17 protein-coding genes are annotated in these 15,791 nt (G+C 72.3%); 9 read left to right on the forward strand and 8 right to left on the reverse strand.

Annotated features, from left to right (window positions below; all coding sequences use genetic code 11):
* The first annotated feature begins 1 nt into the window (after position 1).
* Both rimO and pgsA read left to right on the forward strand, forming a co-directional pair.
* A complete protein-coding gene (gene rimO, locus ABWI07_RS37165) occupies positions 2-1,417 on the forward strand; it encodes a 30S ribosomal protein S12 methylthiotransferase RimO (protein ID WP_149257677.1) in 1,416 nt (471 codons plus the stop codon).
* A complete protein-coding gene (pgsA, locus tag ABWI07_RS37170) occupies positions 1,414-2,007 on the forward strand; it encodes a CDP-diacylglycerol--glycerol-3-phosphate 3-phosphatidyltransferase (protein WP_149257676.1) in 594 nt (197 codons plus the stop codon). Before rimO ends, pgsA begins: the two co-directional genes overlap by 4 nt.
* Before the next feature lie 4 nt (positions 2,008-2,011).
* On the opposite strand, the gene ABWI07_RS37175 is transcribed toward pgsA, so the two are convergent.
* The gene (locus ABWI07_RS37175) at positions 2,012-2,815 is read right to left on the reverse strand and encodes an MOSC domain-containing protein (protein WP_353821416.1); all 804 of its coding nucleotides are present in this window, start codon (positions 2,813-2,815) and stop codon (positions 2,012-2,014) included.
* A gap of 88 nt (positions 2,816-2,903) precedes the next feature.
* Here ABWI07_RS37175 and ABWI07_RS37180 point away from each other — a divergent pair, with 88 nt between their 5' ends.
* The 5 genes from ABWI07_RS37180 (at position 2,904) to ABWI07_RS37200 (ending at position 6,869) form a co-directional block, all read left to right on the forward strand.
* Positions 2,904-3,416, forward strand: coding sequence for a DUF1990 domain-containing protein (locus tag ABWI07_RS37180; protein WP_353821417.1), 513 nt, complete (start codon positions 2,904-2,906; stop codon positions 3,414-3,416).
* Positions 3,417-3,865: 449 nt separating this feature from the next.
* Positions 3,866-5,161 (forward strand): CinA family nicotinamide mononucleotide deamidase-related protein, encoded by a 1,296-nt coding sequence (locus ABWI07_RS37185; RefSeq protein WP_353821418.1) that lies wholly within the window; start codon positions 3,866-3,868, stop codon positions 5,159-5,161.
* 111 nt (positions 5,162-5,272) lie between these two features.
* On the forward strand, positions 5,273-5,626 hold the full coding sequence (locus ABWI07_RS37190; RefSeq protein ID WP_141577403.1) for a helix-turn-helix domain-containing protein: 354 nt from the start codon (positions 5,273-5,275) through the stop codon (positions 5,624-5,626).
* A 131-nt stretch (positions 5,627-5,757) separates the two neighbouring features.
* On the forward strand, positions 5,758-6,225 hold the full coding sequence (locus ABWI07_RS37195) for a Dps family protein (protein ID WP_149257672.1): 468 nt from the start codon (positions 5,758-5,760) through the stop codon (positions 6,223-6,225).
* Between the two features lie 143 nt (positions 6,226-6,368).
* Entirely contained in the window at positions 6,369-6,869 is a 501-nt protein-coding gene (locus ABWI07_RS37200) for a hypothetical protein (protein ID WP_353821419.1), read from the forward strand.
* Here ABWI07_RS37200 and ABWI07_RS37205 read toward each other — a convergent pair whose 3' ends face one another.
* The 3 genes from ABWI07_RS37205 to ABWI07_RS37215 form a co-directional block, all read right to left on the reverse strand.
* Complete coding sequence (locus ABWI07_RS37205) at positions 6,870-7,754, reverse strand: LysR family transcriptional regulator (RefSeq protein WP_149257670.1); 885 nt, start codon at positions 7,752-7,754, stop codon at positions 6,870-6,872.
* Between the two features lie 131 nt (positions 7,755-7,885).
* On the reverse strand, positions 7,886-8,689 hold the full coding sequence (locus tag ABWI07_RS37210; RefSeq protein WP_353821420.1) for a DNA-formamidopyrimidine glycosylase family protein: 804 nt from the start codon (positions 8,687-8,689) through the stop codon (positions 7,886-7,888).
* Position 8,690: 1 nt separating this feature from the next.
* A complete protein-coding gene (locus ABWI07_RS37215) occupies positions 8,691-9,155 on the reverse strand; it encodes an RrF2 family transcriptional regulator (RefSeq protein ID WP_149257668.1) in 465 nt (154 codons plus the stop codon).
* A gap of 79 nt (positions 9,156-9,234) precedes the next feature.
* Between ABWI07_RS37215 and ABWI07_RS37220 the strand changes: the two genes are divergently transcribed.
* Positions 9,235-9,651, forward strand: coding sequence for a tautomerase family protein (locus ABWI07_RS37220; RefSeq protein WP_353821421.1), 417 nt, complete (start codon positions 9,235-9,237; stop codon positions 9,649-9,651).
* Between the two features lie 99 nt (positions 9,652-9,750).
* Here ABWI07_RS37220 and ABWI07_RS37225 read toward each other — a convergent pair whose 3' ends face one another.
* From ABWI07_RS37225 to ABWI07_RS37240, 4 genes are read right to left on the reverse strand one after another with little or no spacing between them, the layout of a single operon-like run.
* A complete protein-coding gene (locus ABWI07_RS37225; RefSeq protein ID WP_353821422.1) occupies positions 9,751-11,208 on the reverse strand; it encodes a glycoside hydrolase family 3 protein in 1,458 nt (485 codons plus the stop codon).
* Positions 11,205-12,044 (reverse strand): carbohydrate ABC transporter permease, encoded by an 840-nt coding sequence (locus ABWI07_RS37230; RefSeq protein WP_149257666.1) that lies wholly within the window; start codon positions 12,042-12,044, stop codon positions 11,205-11,207. Before ABWI07_RS37230 ends, ABWI07_RS37225 begins: the two co-directional genes overlap by 4 nt.
* Positions 12,041-13,012 (reverse strand): carbohydrate ABC transporter permease, encoded by a 972-nt coding sequence (locus tag ABWI07_RS37235; protein ID WP_149257665.1) that lies wholly within the window; start codon positions 13,010-13,012, stop codon positions 12,041-12,043. The genes ABWI07_RS37230 and ABWI07_RS37235 overlap by 4 nt, the downstream gene beginning before the upstream one ends.
* 22 nt (positions 13,013-13,034) lie before the next feature.
* The gene (locus tag ABWI07_RS37240) at positions 13,035-14,309 is read right to left on the reverse strand and encodes an extracellular solute-binding protein (RefSeq protein WP_353821423.1); all 1,275 of its coding nucleotides are present in this window, start codon (positions 14,307-14,309) and stop codon (positions 13,035-13,037) included.
* A 254-nt stretch (positions 14,310-14,563) separates the two neighbouring features.
* Between ABWI07_RS37240 and ABWI07_RS37245 the strand changes: the two genes are divergently transcribed.
* The gene (locus tag ABWI07_RS37245) at positions 14,564-15,784 is read left to right on the forward strand and encodes an ROK family transcriptional regulator (RefSeq protein WP_149257663.1); all 1,221 of its coding nucleotides are present in this window, start codon (positions 14,564-14,566) and stop codon (positions 15,782-15,784) included.
* Positions 15,785-15,791 lie beyond the last annotated feature (7 nt).

Genomic DNA, 15,791 nt, shown 5'->3' on the forward strand with positions numbered 1-15,791 from the left:
CATGTCCACTCGCCGCAAGGTCTCACTCATCACGCTCGGCTGTGCCCGCAACGAGGTCGATTCCGAGGAGCTCGCCGCGCGCATCGAGGACGCGGGCTGGGACCTGGCGGACGGCGCGGACGGCGCGGACGTCGTGGTCGTCAACACCTGCGGGTTCATCGAGGCCGCCAAGAAGGACTCGATCGACACGCTGCTGGCCGCGCACGACTCCGGCGCCAAGGTCGTCGCGGCCGGGTGCATGGCCGAGCGGTACGGCAGCGAGCTGGCCGAGGCGCTGCCCGAGGCCGACGCGGTGATCGGCTTCGACGACTACACCGCGATCGGCGAGCGCCTCGACGACGTCATGGCGGGACGCCGGCGCGACGCGCACACCCCGCGCGACCGCCGCACCCTCCTGCCGATCAGCCCGGTCGAGCGGCACGGCGCCCGGGTCGCCGTCCCGGGGCACGGCGGCCAGGACGACCTGCCGGACGGCGTGGCCCCGGCGTCCGGTCCGCGGGTGCTGCGGCGGCGCCTCGGCGGCGGCCCGGTCGCGCCGCTGAAGCTGGCGTCCGGCTGCGACCGGCGCTGCACGTTCTGCGCGATCCCCGCGTTCCGCGGCGCGTACGTCTCGCGCCCGCCCGCGGAGGTGCTGGAGGAGGCGCGCTGGCTCGCCGGCCACGGGGTCCGCGAGGTGGTCCTCGTCAGCGAGAACTCCACGTCCTACGGCAAGGACCTCGGCGACCTGCGGGCCCTGGAGAAGCTGCTGCCCGCCCTCGCCGCCGTCGACGGCATCGAGCGGGTCCGGGTCAGCTACCTGCAGCCCGCCGAGACGCGCCCCGGACTCATCGAGGCGATCTGCGGCACGCCCGGCGTCGCCCCGTACTTCGACATGTCGTTCCAGCACGCGAGCGGCCCGGTGCTGCGCTCGATGCGCCGGTTCGGCGACCGGGAGCGGTTCCTCGGGCTGCTGGACCAGATCCGCGCGCTGGCGCCGGAGGCGGGCGTGCGCTCCAACTTCATCGTCGGGTTCCCCGGCGAGACCGAGGACGACTTCGAGGAGCTGGTGGAGTTCCTGTCGGCGGCCCGGCTCGACGCCGTCGGCGTGTTCGGCTACTCCGACGAGGAGGGCACGGAGGCCGCGAACCTGGACGGCAAGCTCGATCCCGCCGACGTCGCCGCCCGCGTCGAGGAGTTGTCCGGCCTCGCCGAGGAGCTGACCGCGCAGCGCGCGGAGGACCGCGTCGGCGGCCGGATCCGCGTCCTGCTGGAGGACAAGGCCGAGCAGGAGGGCGGCTTCGAGGGCCGCGCCGAGCACCAGGCGCCGGACGTGGACGGGACGGTCCTCGTCCGCGGCGAGGGGCTCGCGCTCGGCGACATCGTGGAGGCCCGGGTCGTGGGCAGCGACGGGGTGGACCTCATCGCGGACGTGTCATGATCGCCGGCACCCCGGATCCGGTCGCGGGCGCGCAGGACCCGCCGCCGGCCGGCGTCTGGAACATCGCCAACGCCCTGACGCTCCTCAGGATCGCGCTGGTGCCGCTCTTCGTCTGGCTGTTCTTCCTGGACGGCACCGCCATGCGGCTCGCCGCCTTCGCCGTGTTCGCGGTCGCCTCGATCACCGACAAGATCGACGGTGACATCGCCCGGGCGCGCGGCCTCGTCACCGACTTCGGCAAGATCGCCGACCCGATCGCGGACAAGGCGCTCACCGGCGCGGCGCTGGTCAGCCTGTCGGTGATGGGCGAGCTGTGGTGGTGGGTGACCGCCGCCATCATGGTCCGCGAGATCGGCATCACGCTGATGCGGTTCGTCGTGATCCGCCGCGGCGTGATCCCGGCGAGCAAGGGCGGCAAGCTGAAGACGATGCTCCAGGTCATCGCCATCGGCTTCTACATCCTGCCGGGCCCGCTCGACTACGTCCGCTGGGCCACGATGGGCGCGGCCCTCGTCGTCACGGTCGTCACCGGCGTCGACTACGTCGTCCAGGCCTGGCGCATGCGCCGTCCGTCCGCCGACGCCTCCTGAGCCTTCAGGACGCGGCCGGCTCAGAAGTCGCGCTCAGTTCGTCGTCCACATGGAGGGCGCCGAGCGCGCGCGGGATGCCGAGCCGGCCGAACATGATCTCGCGGACGCCGGCGAAGCGCTCGGTCCGGTAGCGGGCGAGGGCCCGCAGCGGCTCGGGGGACCGGCGCGCGGTCTCCTGGTCGGTGTTGACGATGACGCAGCGGCCGCACGGCCGGACGAGTTCGATCTCCACCCGGTCGCCGCGCAGCCGGGTGACGGCGTCCTCGCCGTAGGGGCCGAGGCCGCGCAGGACGATGTTGGGACGGAAGCGCGCCATGGAGAACCGGGCGTCCGCCCGCCGGTTCAGGTCGTCGAGCGACTCGGCCGACAGCACCGAGACGGGGTAGCCGTCGGCGTACGTCAGGGTGCCGCCGCCGAGGAGGGTGGGACGGGTCCCGGTGAAGCGGACGAGGCGGCAGGGGAGTCCGAGGATCTCGGAGAACCAGCCGGCCGCGTCGTCGCCCTGGTCCATCCCCTGGCACGGGCGGCGGTGCACGGTCACGTCGAGGGCGGGGCCGTCCACCGCCTCGCACACCAGGGGCGACGGCGCGAGCGGGGTGTGGACGCTGAGCTTCACACCGTCGAAGGCGGGGTGCAGCAGCGCCAGTTCCGGGGCCTCTCGCTGCGACAGGTGCCGCCCGTTCGGGCGGACGAGCATGAACTCCCGGTCGTGGCGCAGCCCGTCCGGGGTCAGTTCGGCCTCGGCGACCGGGACGGCCCCCGCGCTCTTGATCGGGAAGACGTTCAGCCCGGCGACGATGGCGTTCATGCGACGGACGTTACGGACCGGTTCGACCCGGTGGCCAGGGGCACGGGCCATACTTGACGCGGATTCGTCAGTTTGGAGGCCGGAGGGCATGACCGGGGACGACTTCACCTACGCCGAGGTCGGCGCGACGCGCGATGCGGAGCGCCCGGCCGGGTACCGGCACATGCGGCAGCGCATGCTCGTCGGGCAGGGGCCCGCGGCGTTCCGGAACGCCGCGGACGCGGTCATGGAGTTCTGGATGCACCGCGCGCTCCCGGTCCGGGTGGAGGCGTCGGCGCCGCGTGCCGCGCCGGGCGTCAGCGTCGTGATCGGGCTGGGCGTCGGGCCGCTGCGCCTGAAGGCGCCCTGCCGCATCGTGTGGACGCGCGAGGAGGAGCGCTACGCCGGATGGGCGTACGGCACGCTCCCCGGCCACCCGGAGTCGGGGGAGGAGTCGTTCGTCGTGCACTTGGACGACGAGGGCGACGTGTGGCTGACGGTCACCGCGTTCAGCCGTCCGGCGACGGCGGCGGCGAAGCTGGCGGGCCCGTTCGGAAGGCTGTTCCAGCGCGCCTACGCCCGCCGCTGCGGTGCCGTGCTGCGCCGCCTGTCGCGGGCCTAGGTGGGCCGCGGGACCACGCCCACCCCGGTCGTGGCCCCGCGGCCCCGCTCCAAGGGGTGCCGCGGTATTCGATTATCCCTGCCGGCGTCCGCCCGCACGAATCCACCGAATGAGTTTTGACTCACAATGTGACCTGCGCTTCTCTCGCTTGTCGGCTGCCGGAGCGGCGACGTGCGGCGACGATGCGCGTTCCGCGCGGGGCCCGTGCCGCGCGCGGTGTTCCGAGGCCCGCGCGCGGCGGACAGAAAACGCGGCCGTCCCAATTCTCGACGACGGAAAAGCGTTATGCGGGTTGGACCGTGCGAAGCGGCCGGGGCCGGTGTCGTCCTCATTCGGCCGATTCTTACGGTGAACCGGCGGTCCGCCGGGCCCGTCGTCGGTGCCCGCCGGTAGATTCGGGGGCGCCTGGGATTCGGGGCGCCTGCGCAACGGGGACGGATGGGGACGCGATGCGGGTCGAACTGCTCACCGTCGGGGACGAGCTGCTCCTCGGCGACACCATCAACGGCAACGCCGCGTGGCTCGGCCGCCGGCTCGCCGACCACGGCGTCGAGGTCACCCGCAGCGTGGTCGTCGGCGACGAGCTGGACGTGATCGTCGCGGCGGTGGAGTCGGCGCTCGACCGGGCCGACGCCGTCATCACCACCGGCGGGCTCGGCCCCACCTACGACGACGTGACGCGCGACGCGCTCGCCAAGGCGGCCGGCGTCGCCCTCGTCCGCGACCCGGAGCTGGAGCGGCGGCTGCGCGAGCGGGTGGCGCGGGCCGGCCGCGAGCTGCAGCCGATGGCGCTGCGCATGACCGACGTCCCCGAGGGCGCCCGGCCGCTGACCAACTCCGCCGGTTCGGCGCCCGGCCTGCGCGTCGAGCTGCCCGGCGGGGTCGTCTACGCCCTGCCGGGCGTCCCGTTCGAGATGCGCACGATCATGGACGAGATCGTGCTGCCGGAGCTCGCGGAGATCGCCGGGCTGCCCGCGGTGGCGCGCCGCACGCTGCGCACCGCCCGGCTGTGGGAGTCGGTCGCCGCGACCCGCCTCGCCGAGGTGGAGGCGATGGACGGCGTGAAGCTCGCCTACCTGCCCGATCCCGCCGAGGTGAAGATCCGCATCACCGTGTCCGGCGAGGACGCGGCCGGGCGGCTGGCGGGCGTGGAGTCGCGCGTCCGGGAGCTGCTCGGCCCGTCGGTCTACGGGGTCGAGGACGAGTCGCTCGGGCTGGTCGTGCACCGGCTGCTCCTGGACCGGGGCGAGACCGTCGCCACCGCGGAGTCGCTGACCGGCGGCCTCGTCGGCGCAGAGCTGACCGCGACGCCCGGGTCGTCCGCGACGTACGCGGGCGGCGTGGTCGCCTACGCGACCGGGCTGAAGGAGAGGCTCCTCGGCGTGCCGGGCGACCTGCTCGCCGAGCACGGGGCCGTCCACCCGGACGTGGCCGCCGCGATGGCCGCCGGCGTCCGCGACGCGCTCGGCGCGACCTACGGGCTCGCGGTGACGGGCGTGGCCGGTCCCGACCCGCAGGACGGCCATCCCGTGGGAACGGTCTATGTCGGTTTGGCCGGACCTGGAGCCTCGCCGACGGTGGTCGGCCCGAAACTCCCGGTGCCCGGCGCGGGGCCGGAGATCCGCGCGGTGATCCGGCGGATGACCGTCGTACACGCGCTTGAGCTGCTGAGACGCCGCCTTCTGGGGCTTGACGTCGAGGCCGGGAGCGGAGAGGCTCAGGAAGATCGGGAAGATAGGGGCTGATTACAGCGTTACGTTCCGAGCGAACACGAAATCAACGGTCTGCCATCGCCGCCGTCAGGGCGGGTACGGTGGAACCGGCAGATGGTCCGAACTGAGGGAGGGAGCGAGACGATGGTCCTGCTTCGCCAGCTGCTCGGTGACGTACTGCGGCAGCTGCGGCTGCGCCAGGGACGCACCCTCCGTGAGGTGTCCGCGGCAGCGCGGGTGTCACTCGGCTATCTCTCCGAGGTCGAGCGGGGGCAGAAAGAGGCCTCTTCGGAGTTGCTGTCCTCTATCTGCAAGGCCCTGGGCGTTCCGCTGTCGCACGTGCTGAGGGAAGTCGCGGATCAGCTCGCCCTCGCCGAGCTTCAGCACGAGCCCGTCATGGCGGGTGCGCCGGAGCACGAGCGGATCTCCGCCGAGAGCATTCCGGAGACCCCGGAGGAGATCACCGGCGAGTTCCGCGCCGACATGGTCGCCGCCTGACCGCAGACGGCGCGTTCATGCCCCTGGCCGGGGCCGCGGGTGTGCGCGGCCTCACGGCATGAACTCGGCATTCGCGGGGATTCTCCCGTGTTGTAACGGATAAACCGTAACGATGCGGAAGGAGCCCGTTCATGGCGTCGGTCAAGAGCCCGCTCACCGAGTCGGACCTGAAGGCCGCCGGGGACGCCTTGCAGGGCGCTCTCGTCGACTTGATCGATCTTTCTCTGGTGGCCAAGCAGGCGCACTGGAACCTCACCGGCCGCAATTTCAAGGTCGTCCACGAGCACCTCGACGAGATCGTCGCGCTGGCCCGCAGCGGCCAGGACGACGTCGCCGAGCGAGCGGTGGCGATCGGGGCGAACCCCGACGGCCGCGTCCGCACGGTCGCCGACCGCACTCAGCTCCCGCAGCTGGAGGCCGGCTACCTCGACGACGACAAGGTCGTCGCCGCGATCACCGACATCCTTGCGCAGATCATCGCGCGGTTCCGGGAGCGCATCAAGGCGACCGACGAGCCGGACCAGGTGACCCAGGACCTGCTCATCGGCATCACCGCCGAGCTCGAGAAGCAGCACTGGATGTTCCAGGCGCAGACCTGACGGACGCGATCGGTCCCGAGGCGCCGCGGCCCCGGTGCCCGTGCCGGACCGATCGATGAGCCCCGGCCCCGCCGTCTCCCGACGGGGCCGGGGCTTTTCCGCGTTCGGCCGCGCTCTGCCCGCGATGCAGTGATGATGGGGGTATGCACCCCCTCTCCCGAGCCGTGCCGCTGGCCGCCGCTCTGCTCGCCCTGGCCGCCTGCGGCTCCGAAGGCGACGGCGCGGGACGGCTCTGCACGCTGATCGGGACCGATCCCGGGGTGAGCCTGGTCATCCCCGACGGGTCCCGTGCCGCGTCCGCGTCCCTGCGGGTTTGCTGGGACGGGACGTGCCAGGAACCCCGGATCGAGCTGGGCCCGACCTCGAAGACCGTGTCGACCGGCTGCGACGGCGACGGGCCGGACGCCGTCTGCGGCGCCTCCGCCTCCCCTGACGGGGGCAAGAGGGCCTTCGCCCGAATCGAGGGACTGCCCAAGGCGCCCGTGCGGGTGACGCTGAAGCTGCGCGACGCGGAAGGGCGGACGTTCGTCGACGAGCGGCTCGACGTCACGCCGAAGGCGACGTTCCCGAACGGGCGGCACTGCCCCGAGGGCGCGCCGCAGGTGGGGCTGACCGTCGCGAACGGCCGGGTGACCGCGCGCTGATCACGTGCGCAGGTGCGCCAGGACGGTCTCGGCGAACTCGACGGCGAGCGGGCTCAGGGCGTCCCAGCGGCGTGCCGCCCATCCCGCGGTGAGCGGCGGCAGGTCGGGGATCGGCACCAGCCGCACGTCGCCCGAGCCGTCTCCCCAGCCGGGCAGCGCGGGCAGGATCGCCTGGCCGAGGTCCAGTTCGGCCAGCAGGAGCGCGGTGTCCCAGTCGGCGACGCTCGTCGTGGACGTGAGGCGCACCCCGTGACGTTCCAGGTGCATTTCGAGGTGGACGCGGGACGTCGAATGCGCGGGCAGTTCGATGTAGCGGATCCCGGCGAGTTCGTCCAGCGCGACGGACGCCCGCTCGGCGAGCGGATCGCCGGCGTGCACGGCGAGCACCCACGGCAACTCCCGCGACGCCCGCTGCTCCACGCCCTCCAGCGGCGGCCCGATCGTGACCCACGCGAGATCGGCGGTGTGCGACCGCACCGCCTCCAGGCAGCGGCGGCTCGACCCGGCGGTCTCGAACTGGAGCGCGGCGTCGGGGTGCCGCGCCCGGAACGCCGCCACCCCCGCCGCCATGAAGTGCCGCACGGTCGTGGCCCCGGTCGCGACGCGGACCGTGCCCCCGACCCCGCGGCGCAGATCGTCGAGCCGGCGCAGCGCGGCGTCCAGCCCCGCGATCCCCTCGGCCGCGGCCGCGTGCAGGATGCGCCCCGCGCGGGTCGGCACCACGCCCCGCGGCCGGCGCTCCAGCAGCACGAGCCCGGTCTCGCGTTCGAGCCGCTTGACGTGCTGGCTGACGGCCGACTGGCTGCACGACAGGTCCCGTGCCACCGCGCTCAGGTTGCCCGCCGCGCAGACGGCCACGAACACGCGAAGGTCGTCCAAGGTCACAAATCCCCAAGCTAGACCTGGGGAGCCGCCAAGAAAACCCGAGAATTGACTTGGAGTGGTCCCCGGGCAGACGATCTCCATGAGGGCGCAGGATCCGGCGACCCGGAAAGGCGGCGACCCGCCCTGGATTCTCAGGGGGCAGGGCGGGCGCCGACCGGCTGGCAGCGCGGGCACCAGAACGTCGCCCGCGCCGCGCCCGGAGGGCCCTGGTCCGCCCGCTCGATCCGGGCGCCGCACCGCCGGCACGGACGGCCCGCCCGCCCGTACACCCAGTGCTCCCGCCCGCGTCCCAGCTCACCGGTCGTGATGTGGCCGTGCCGCTCCTTGTTGGCGTCCAGAAGGCGCTGAGAGAGCTGCACGAGGCCCGAGATGTCGGGAACGTTCCCAACGGCGGTCCACGGGTTCACGCCCCGCAGGAACAGGACCTCGGCCTTGTAGACATTGCCGATCCCGGCGACCCTCGTCTGGTCGAGCAGCGCCTCGCCGACCGCCCGGTCCGGGTCCTCCGCCAGCCGCGCGACCGCCTCGGCCTCCAGCCGCGGCCCCCAGTCCGGATCGAGGAGGTCGGGCCCGAGGTGCCCCACCGCCGCGTCCTCCTCGTCCGTGCGCAGCAACTCGACCAGCCCCAGCGAGGACCCGACCGCCTGCCACTCGGCGTTCGCCAGCACGAGCCGCACCCGATGGTCGCGCGGAGGAGGCCCGGGCCGGCGGATCTGCCAGCGCCCCTCCATCATCAGGTGCGTGTGGACGGTCAGCCCGCCCTCCACCCGCACCAGGATGTGCTTGCCGCGCGACACCGCGTCCAGCACGGTCCGCCCGCGCAGGTCGGCCGTCGCGTACCGCGGCACGCGGAAGTCCGAACGCGTCAGCACCCGCCCCTTCAGCGCCTCGCGCAGGCGCCGGGCGGTCAGCCAGACGACGTCGCCTTCGGGCATCTCAGATCAGCGAGGGGCTTTCCCAGGCGGAGGGGTCCTCGGTCAGCTTCCGGACGGGCTCCGGCAGCTCCCCGGCGGCGATGTGCGCAAGCGTGACCTGCTCCAGGATCGCCCGCTCGCTGGCGCGCAGCGCGATCCACACCTCCTGCAGGGAGTGCGCGGGCCCCTCGTACCCCACGTGCTCGGGCCGCTCGCCCCGCACGCCGAGCAGCGGCCCGTCGATGGCGCGGATGATGTCGGCCAGCGAGATCCGCTCGGCCGGACGCGCCAGCCAGTAGCCGCCCTCGGGTCCCCGCTGGCTCCGGACGATCCCGGACCGGCGCAGCTGTCCGAGGATGTTCTCCAGGAATTTGGGCGGAATCTGCTGGGCCTCCGCGAGCTGCACCGCGGTCACCGGATGACTCCCGGCGACCGCCAGCTCGGCGGCGGCACGCAACGCGTAGTCGACCCGGGCGGACAATCGCATAGCCCCATTATCCCTTGCCGATCGAACTACTTCGGTTCCTTGCCCGCCAGGCTTTGTACCTACAAGTATGTACACTCCGATGACGACCCGATCCCCGAAGGGACACGTGACCATGCCGCTCGTCCGCATCGATGCCCTCCGTATGGACCCGCACCGGCTAGAGGTCCTGGGGGACGCGGTACATCAGGCCCTGATGGACTCGATCGGGTTTCCCGCCGAGGACCGCTTTCAGATCCTGACAAGCCACGACGGCGCCGCGAGCACGCTCCGGCACGGCACCTACCTGGACATCCCCCGCGACGACGGCATCGTCTACATCGACATCACCATGCGCGCCGGCCGTACCGACGACCAGAAGAAGAAGCTCTACGCGCGCGTATGTGCCCTAGCCCACGAGCGCGCCGGCGTGGCCCCCCACAACGTCTTCATAGTCATCCACGAGAACACCCCCGCAGACTGGTCCTTCGGCCACGGCCAAGCCCAGTACCTCCCCTGACACGACGCGCCCCCCGGAACCGGGCTCTTGTCCGTAGGGCGCGCCGTGGGTCTCGTCAGCCGCGCGACGACTTCGTGGCGCGGAGGAGAAGGGGAGTGATCAACCCAGACCCAGGAGTTCTGCTGCGGCTTGGGCGTTGGCGGCGGCGGCGCCGTAGGTGGCCAGGTGGACGGCGGGGGCGGGGCGCCAGACGGGGAGGCCCATCTCGACGACGACGGTGTCGGGGCGGGCGGCCAGCAGGGCCGTGGTGAGGGCGCGTTGGGCGGCGTGGCGGTGGGCGTCCCGCAGGACGACGATGAGGCCGCGTCCCTTGGCACGGTCCAAGACATCCTCCACCGTCCCGTCCGCGCCGTCGGCCCGGACGGCGTCGGGCGCCCACGGGTGCAGGCCCCAGGGGGTCGGGCCTACCGCGATGTTGCCGGACGACTCGGTCTCGACGACCAGGGGCGTCCCGCTCCAGGCGGGCAGCGTGCCGGTCAGGCGGAGGGCGCGGCGGGCGGCCTCCAGGCCGGCGGACCGGTCGACGACGGCGGGGCTTCGCCCGGCGAGCCACTCCCGGAGCAGGCGGGTGCGCTCGGCCGCGGCCGCCAGCCTGACGAGGGGGAGGCGTCCGGTCCGGACGGCCTCGTCGATCGCCGCGAGGGTGGCCTCCACGGTCTCGGCGTGCTCGTTCGGGCCGAGGCACAGCAGGTCGGCGCCCGCGATGAGGGCCCGCACGGACGCCTCCGGGATGCCGATCGCGCCGCTCGCGCCCTCCATGTCGAGCGCGTCGGTGACGATCACGCCCTCGTAGCCGAGGCGCTCGCGCAGGAGTCCGGTGATCGCGTCCTGGGAGAGGGTGGCGGGCGCTCCGCGCGTGATGGACGGCAGGTTGAGGTGCCCGGTCATCACCGCGCGGGTGCCGGCCGCGATCGCCGCCCGGAACGGGACCAGCTCGCGCCGGTCCAGCAGGTCCAGGTCGGCGTCGACGAGGGGGATCGCCAGGTGGGAGTCCTCCACGGTCGCGCCGTGGCCGGGGAAGTGCTTCGCGCAGGCGGCGACGCCCGCCTCCTGAGTGCCGGTGACGGCGGCGGCGGCGTGCCGCGCGACCAGCGCGGGGTCGGAGCCGAACGAGCGGGTCCCGATGACCGGGTTGTCGTCGGCGGTGTTGACGTCGACCGACGGCGCGAAGTTGAAGTTGACGCCGACCTCGGCCAGTTCGGCGCCGAGCGAGCGGTAGATGCGGCGGGTCAGCTCCGGGTCGTCCACGGCGCCGAGCGCGGCGTTGCCCGGGTAGGGGCTGCCGGTCGCGTGGCCGCCGAGGCGGGTGACGTCGCCGCCCTCCTCGTCGATCGTGACGAACGGGTCGCCGGCCTTGCGCATCTGCGCGGTGAGCGCGGCCAGCGACTCCGGGCTCGGGATGTTGCCGGTGAGCGCGAACAGCGTGACGCCGCCGAGCCCCGCCTCCAGTTCGTCCAGGAGCCAGCGCGGCGCGGTCGCGCCGGGGAACGACGGGAGCAGCGTGCCGCGGGCGAGCCGGGCGATCTCCGCCGTGGTCGTGGTGTCGTCGGTCGTCACCCCTTCACCGCCCCGGCGGTGAGGCCGGACACCATGCGGCGCTGGACGACGAGGAAGAAGGCGATGACGGGAATGGTGAGCAGCGTGGACGCTGCCATGATGGGCCCCCAGGCGTTGCCGCTGCGGCCGAAGAAGAACTGCAGCATGATCGGCAGGGTGTACTTGGTCTGGTCGTCCAGGAACGTGAACGCGAAGATGAACTCGTTCCAGGCGGTGATGAAGGAGAAGATGCTGGTCGCCACCAGGCCGGGGGCGACGAGCGGGAGCAGGACCCGGAAGAACGTCCGGACGGGCCCGGCGCCGTCGATGGCGGCGGCCTCCTCCAGTTCGCGCGGCACCGCGGCGACGAAGCCGCGCAGCATCCAGATCGCGAACGGGACGGCGAAGCCGATGTAGACGACGACGAGGCCGGCCAGGCTGTTCAGCAGGTCCAGCTGCTTCAGGTCGAGGAACAGGGGGATGACCAGCGCCTCGCACGGGACCATCTGCACCACCAGCAGCATGATCAGGAAGGTGGTGCGGAAGCGGAACCGGAAGCGGGCGACGGCGATCGCGGCCATCAGCGAGAGCAGCGCCGACACCAGGACGGTGACGAGCGCCAGGATGGCGCTGTTCCGGAAGTACTCCCAGAAGGAGACCTCCGCGATGCCGCCGTTCAGGACCAGGTCGAAGTGCTCCAGCGTCGGGTGGGACGGCAGCGGCTTCGGCGTGGTGCTGAAGATCTCGGTGTTGGGCTTGAAGGCGGTGGAGGCCATCCAGAAGACGGGGAACACCGCGATCGCGAAGACCAGCAGCCCCGTCCCGTTCAGCAGCAGCTTGCGCGGCAGGCGCCTCATCGGGTCTCCCCCTGACGGACCATGACCCGCACGTAGAGGGCGGTGACGACGAGCAGGATGAGCGTCAGCACGAGCGCGATCGCCGAGCCCATGCCGAGCTTCGGATTCAGCGAGCCGAACGCCTCGGAGTAGCCGTACAGCGACAGGTTGAACGCGTCGCGGTTGGCCATCCCGGCCATGATGAACAGCTGCGTGAACACCTTGAAGTCCCAGATGATCGACATGACGATCAGCACGAGGAAGATCGGCTTGAGCATCGGGTAGGTGAGGCTCCAGAACGTCCGCCACGGGCCCGACCCGTCCACGCGGGCCGCCTCGTACAGCTCGCCCGGGACGCTCTTCAGCCCGGCCAGCACGGACACCGCGACGAACGGGCACGCCTGCCAGACGACGCACACGGTGAGGACGGTGTAGGTGGACAGGGGCGTGGCGAACCAGTTGTAGTCGCTCCAGCCGCCGCCGACGAGGAAGTCCGGCAGCAGGTCCAGGCACCAGTTGACGAGGCCGCCGGTGGTGCCGAACAGCCAGCTGAAGATGATCGCGGCGGTGACCGGCGGGGTCGCCCAGGCGACCATCACGCCGCCCGCGACGAAGCCCGACATCCGCTTGCCGAGCTTGTGGAGCAGCAGCCCCACCAGCGTGCCGACGACCAGGGTGAGGGACACCGCGACGGCGGCGAACAGCACGGTGTGCCGGAGGGTCTGCCAGAAGAACGGGTCGTTGAAGATCTTGTCGAAGTTCTCGGTCCCCACCGACTCGGCCGGCTCGCCGCGCAGCTGGCGGTTGCCGACCTTCTGGAACGACATGATCCCGATCTGGATCATCGGCCAGAACATCAGGACGGCGATCACGACCACGGTGGGCGCGATCAGCAGGTAGGGCCCGAGGCGGGGCCGGCGGCGGGGCCGCGCCCGGCCGGAGGATCTCCGGCCGGGCGCTTTCCGCACCGCGGGAGCGGTGTCGAGCATGGACGTTCCGATCAGCCGGGTACTAGGGGTTCAGCAGCGTGTTGGCCTGCTCGTTCGCCTTCTTCATCTCCTCCTCGGCGGACTTGCCCTGCATGATGGCCTTGACCGCGTTCGGCAGCACCTTCTTGGCCTGCTCGAACTCGCCCCAGCCGGCGCTGATCGGCGGGAACTTGGTGTTGCCGGCGATCGAGGTGAAGACCTCCAGCTTCGGGTCGGAGAACTTCACGTCCGACCGCATGGAGGAGAAGCCGCTGTAGTCCGCCCAGATCTTGGCGTTCTTGGCGTTGTTGAGGATCGTGATGTAGTCGAAGGCCGCGGCCTTGGCCTTGCTGTCGTTCCACACCGCGAGGTCGGAGCCGCCCGCCATGACCGGGGCGTTGCCGCCGGTCTTGCTCGGGATCGGGAAGACGCCCCACTTGTCGGCGTTCTTCGCGGAGACCTTCTTCATCTCCTTGAGCGCCCAGCTGCCGTCGACGTACATGCCGAGCTTGCCGAGCGCGAAGTCGCGCTGCGGGCCCTCCAGCTCGTTCTTGCCCACGTACTTCTCGGGCGCGACCTTCTCGGTCGTGACGAGGCCGGCGTAGTACTTGACCGCCTCGACCGCCTGCGGCTGGTCGAGCTGGCCCTTGAAGCCGCCCTTGCCGTCGTCGACGGCGACCTCGCCGCCGTTGCCCCAGATGAAGCTGAGCAGCGCGTTGGTCTGGTCGCTCGGGATGCCGATGCCGGGGACCTTCTTGGAGTCCTGCACCTTCTTGGCCGCGGCGGTCAGGTCCGCCCACGTCTTCGGCGGCTGGATGCCGAGCTCCTGGAACCAGTCCGTCCGGTACCAGACGCCGCGCACGCCCCCGTACCACGGCACGGCGTAGGTCTTGCCGTCCGCGGTGTCGTTGCCGAGGGCGGTCTTGTTCAGCGTCTTGCCGTCCGCCCAGCCCTTGTACTCGTCGGTGATGTCGGCCAGGCTGCCCTGCTCGATGTGGGACTGGACGTCGGTGTTGCCGAGCTCGGTGACGTCGGGCCCCTCGCCGCCGGCCGCCGCCTTCTGGAAGGTGGTGGCGACCTGCGGCCACGGCACGTACTTGATCTGGACGTCGGTGTTCGGGTGCTTCTGCTTGAACTCCGCCTCGACGCCGTCGAGGATCTTGGTCTGCTCGGGCGTGCCGTCGCCCATCATCCAGACCTTGAGCTGCGCCGGGTCCTTGCCCCCGTCCTTGCCGTCGCCGTCCTTGCTGTCGCCGCCGCAGGCCGTGGCGGCCAGGGCGATCGCGGCCGTCGCGGCCGCAACCTTGATGTACTTCACTGGGGATCCTTTCCGGCATCGCCTCGCGCGGCCTTGTGGCCTGCGGTGCGGGTGGAGACGGCGCGGACCCTTTAGGGTCCCAGCCATGCCCTCCTCGCGTTCGCATCGCTCGCGGGCGCCCTGCTCGCCAGTCCGCGCTCTGCGCGCGCCTCCAGCCCGGGGTACCGTGCCGGTCGGCGCTTGGGCGTAAACTAACAAGAAACTTTCCTAAACAAAACTGCTCGTTAGCGGATTGAGACATCAGGGGTGCCAGGATGGCAAGACGCCCGGGAACGCCGCGGCTGCTGCGTGAGCTGAACGACCGCGCGGCGCTGGACCTGCTCGTGGAGCAGGGCCCGCTGACGCGCGCCCAGATCGGCGAGCACACCGGGCTGTCCAAGGTGACCGCGTCCCAGTTGCTGTCCCGGCTGGAGGAGCGCGGGCTGGTCTCGGTGGTGGGGGAGCAGGCCGGGGGGCGGGGCCCGAACGCCGCGCTCTACGCGGTCGTCCCGTCCAGTGCGTACGTCGCGGGCCTGGAGGTGGGGCCGGACGGGGTCACGGCCGGCGTCGCCGACATCACCGGGAACATCGTCGCCCAGGTCACCGTCGACCCGAACGGCGCCGACGAGCCGGTGAAGATGGTGCACAGCGCCGTCGTCAAGGCGTGCCGCTCGGCCAAGGTCGCGGTGTCGAGGCTGAGCGCGTTCGTCATCGGGACGCCCGGCGTCGTCGACCCGCGCTCCGGCGACGTCCAGTTCTCCTTCGACCTGCCCGCCTGGCACGAGGGCGTCCTCGCCGCGCTGCGCACCGACCTGCGCCGCCCCGTGACCATCGAGAACGACGTGAACCTCGCCGCCATCGCCGAGCGGGCCTACGGGGCCGCGCGCGACGCCGACGACTTCGCGCTCATGTGGTTCGACCGCGGCATGGGCCTGTCGGTGATGCTGGGCGGGCGGCTGCACCGCGGCCGGTGGGGCGGCGCGGGGGAGATCGGCTACCTGCCCGTCCCGGGGGCGCCGCTGCCGGTCGGCGCCGCCCGCCGCGCGGCGCAGGACGAGGGCGTCACCGAGTCGACGACCTGGGGGATCCCGACCCTCGCCGGCGGCTACGGGGCCCTGGTGGGCGCGGACGCGGTCCGCGCGCTCGCCCACCAGCACGGCATCGCCGAGCCCACCGCCATCGACTGCGTGCGGGCGGCCGCCGCCGACGAGGACCGCGGCGGGGCGTTCCTCGACGAGCTCGCCGACCGCATCTCCTACGGCGTGACCTCGGTCAACATCGTCCTGGACCCCGGGCTCGTGGTGCTGTCGGGCAGCCTCGGCCGGGCCGGCGGATGGCCGCTCGCCACCCGGATCGAGGCGATCGTCGGCCGGATCAGCCCGACCCGTCCCGCCGTCGCCGTCACCGGCGTCACGGGCAACCCCGTCCTGCGCGGCGCGCTGCACGCGGCCCTGGAGCAGGCCCGCGACGACGTCTTCTCGGCCGCGGGGGCCTAGGAGGGCG

This window comes from Actinomadura sp. NPDC000600 (assembly GCF_040492135.1).
Lineage (GTDB): Bacteria > Actinomycetota > Actinomycetes > Streptosporangiales > Streptosporangiaceae > Spirillospora.

Coding starts and splice junctions, on each gene's coding strand:
- ABWI07_RS37230 (WP_149257666.1), bottom strand. CDS start 12,044: ATGAGGCGCCTGCCGCGCAAGCTGCTGCTGAACGGGACGGGGCTGCTG.
- ABWI07_RS37175 (WP_353821416.1), bottom strand. CDS start 2,815: ATGAACGCCATCGTCGCCGGGCTGAACGTCTTCCCGATCAAGAGCGCG.
- ABWI07_RS37210 (WP_353821420.1), bottom strand. CDS start 8,689: ATGCCCGAAGGCGACGTCGTCTGGCTGACCGCCCGGCGCCTGCGCGAG.
- ABWI07_RS37200 (WP_353821419.1), top strand. CDS start 6,369: ATGCACCCCCTCTCCCGAGCCGTGCCGCTGGCCGCCGCTCTGCTCGCC.
- ABWI07_RS37245 (WP_149257663.1), top strand. CDS start 14,564: ATGGCAAGACGCCCGGGAACGCCGCGGCTGCTGCGTGAGCTGAACGAC.
- ABWI07_RS37220 (WP_353821421.1), top strand. CDS start 9,235: ATGACGACCCGATCCCCGAAGGGACACGTGACCATGCCGCTCGTCCGC.
- ABWI07_RS37180 (WP_353821417.1), top strand. CDS start 2,904: ATGACCGGGGACGACTTCACCTACGCCGAGGTCGGCGCGACGCGCGAT.
- ABWI07_RS37235 (WP_149257665.1), bottom strand. CDS start 13,012: ATGCTCGACACCGCTCCCGCGGTGCGGAAAGCGCCCGGCCGGAGATCC.
- ABWI07_RS37185 (WP_353821418.1), top strand. CDS start 3,866: ATGCGGGTCGAACTGCTCACCGTCGGGGACGAGCTGCTCCTCGGCGAC.
- ABWI07_RS37190 (WP_141577403.1), top strand. CDS start 5,273: ATGGTCCTGCTTCGCCAGCTGCTCGGTGACGTACTGCGGCAGCTGCGG.
- rimO (WP_149257677.1), top strand. CDS start 2: ATGTCCACTCGCCGCAAGGTCTCACTCATCACGCTCGGCTGTGCCCGC.
- ABWI07_RS37195 (WP_149257672.1), top strand. CDS start 5,758: ATGGCGTCGGTCAAGAGCCCGCTCACCGAGTCGGACCTGAAGGCCGCC.
- pgsA (WP_149257676.1), top strand. CDS start 1,414: ATGATCGCCGGCACCCCGGATCCGGTCGCGGGCGCGCAGGACCCGCCG.
- ABWI07_RS37215 (WP_149257668.1), bottom strand. CDS start 9,155: ATGCGATTGTCCGCCCGGGTCGACTACGCGTTGCGTGCCGCCGCCGAG.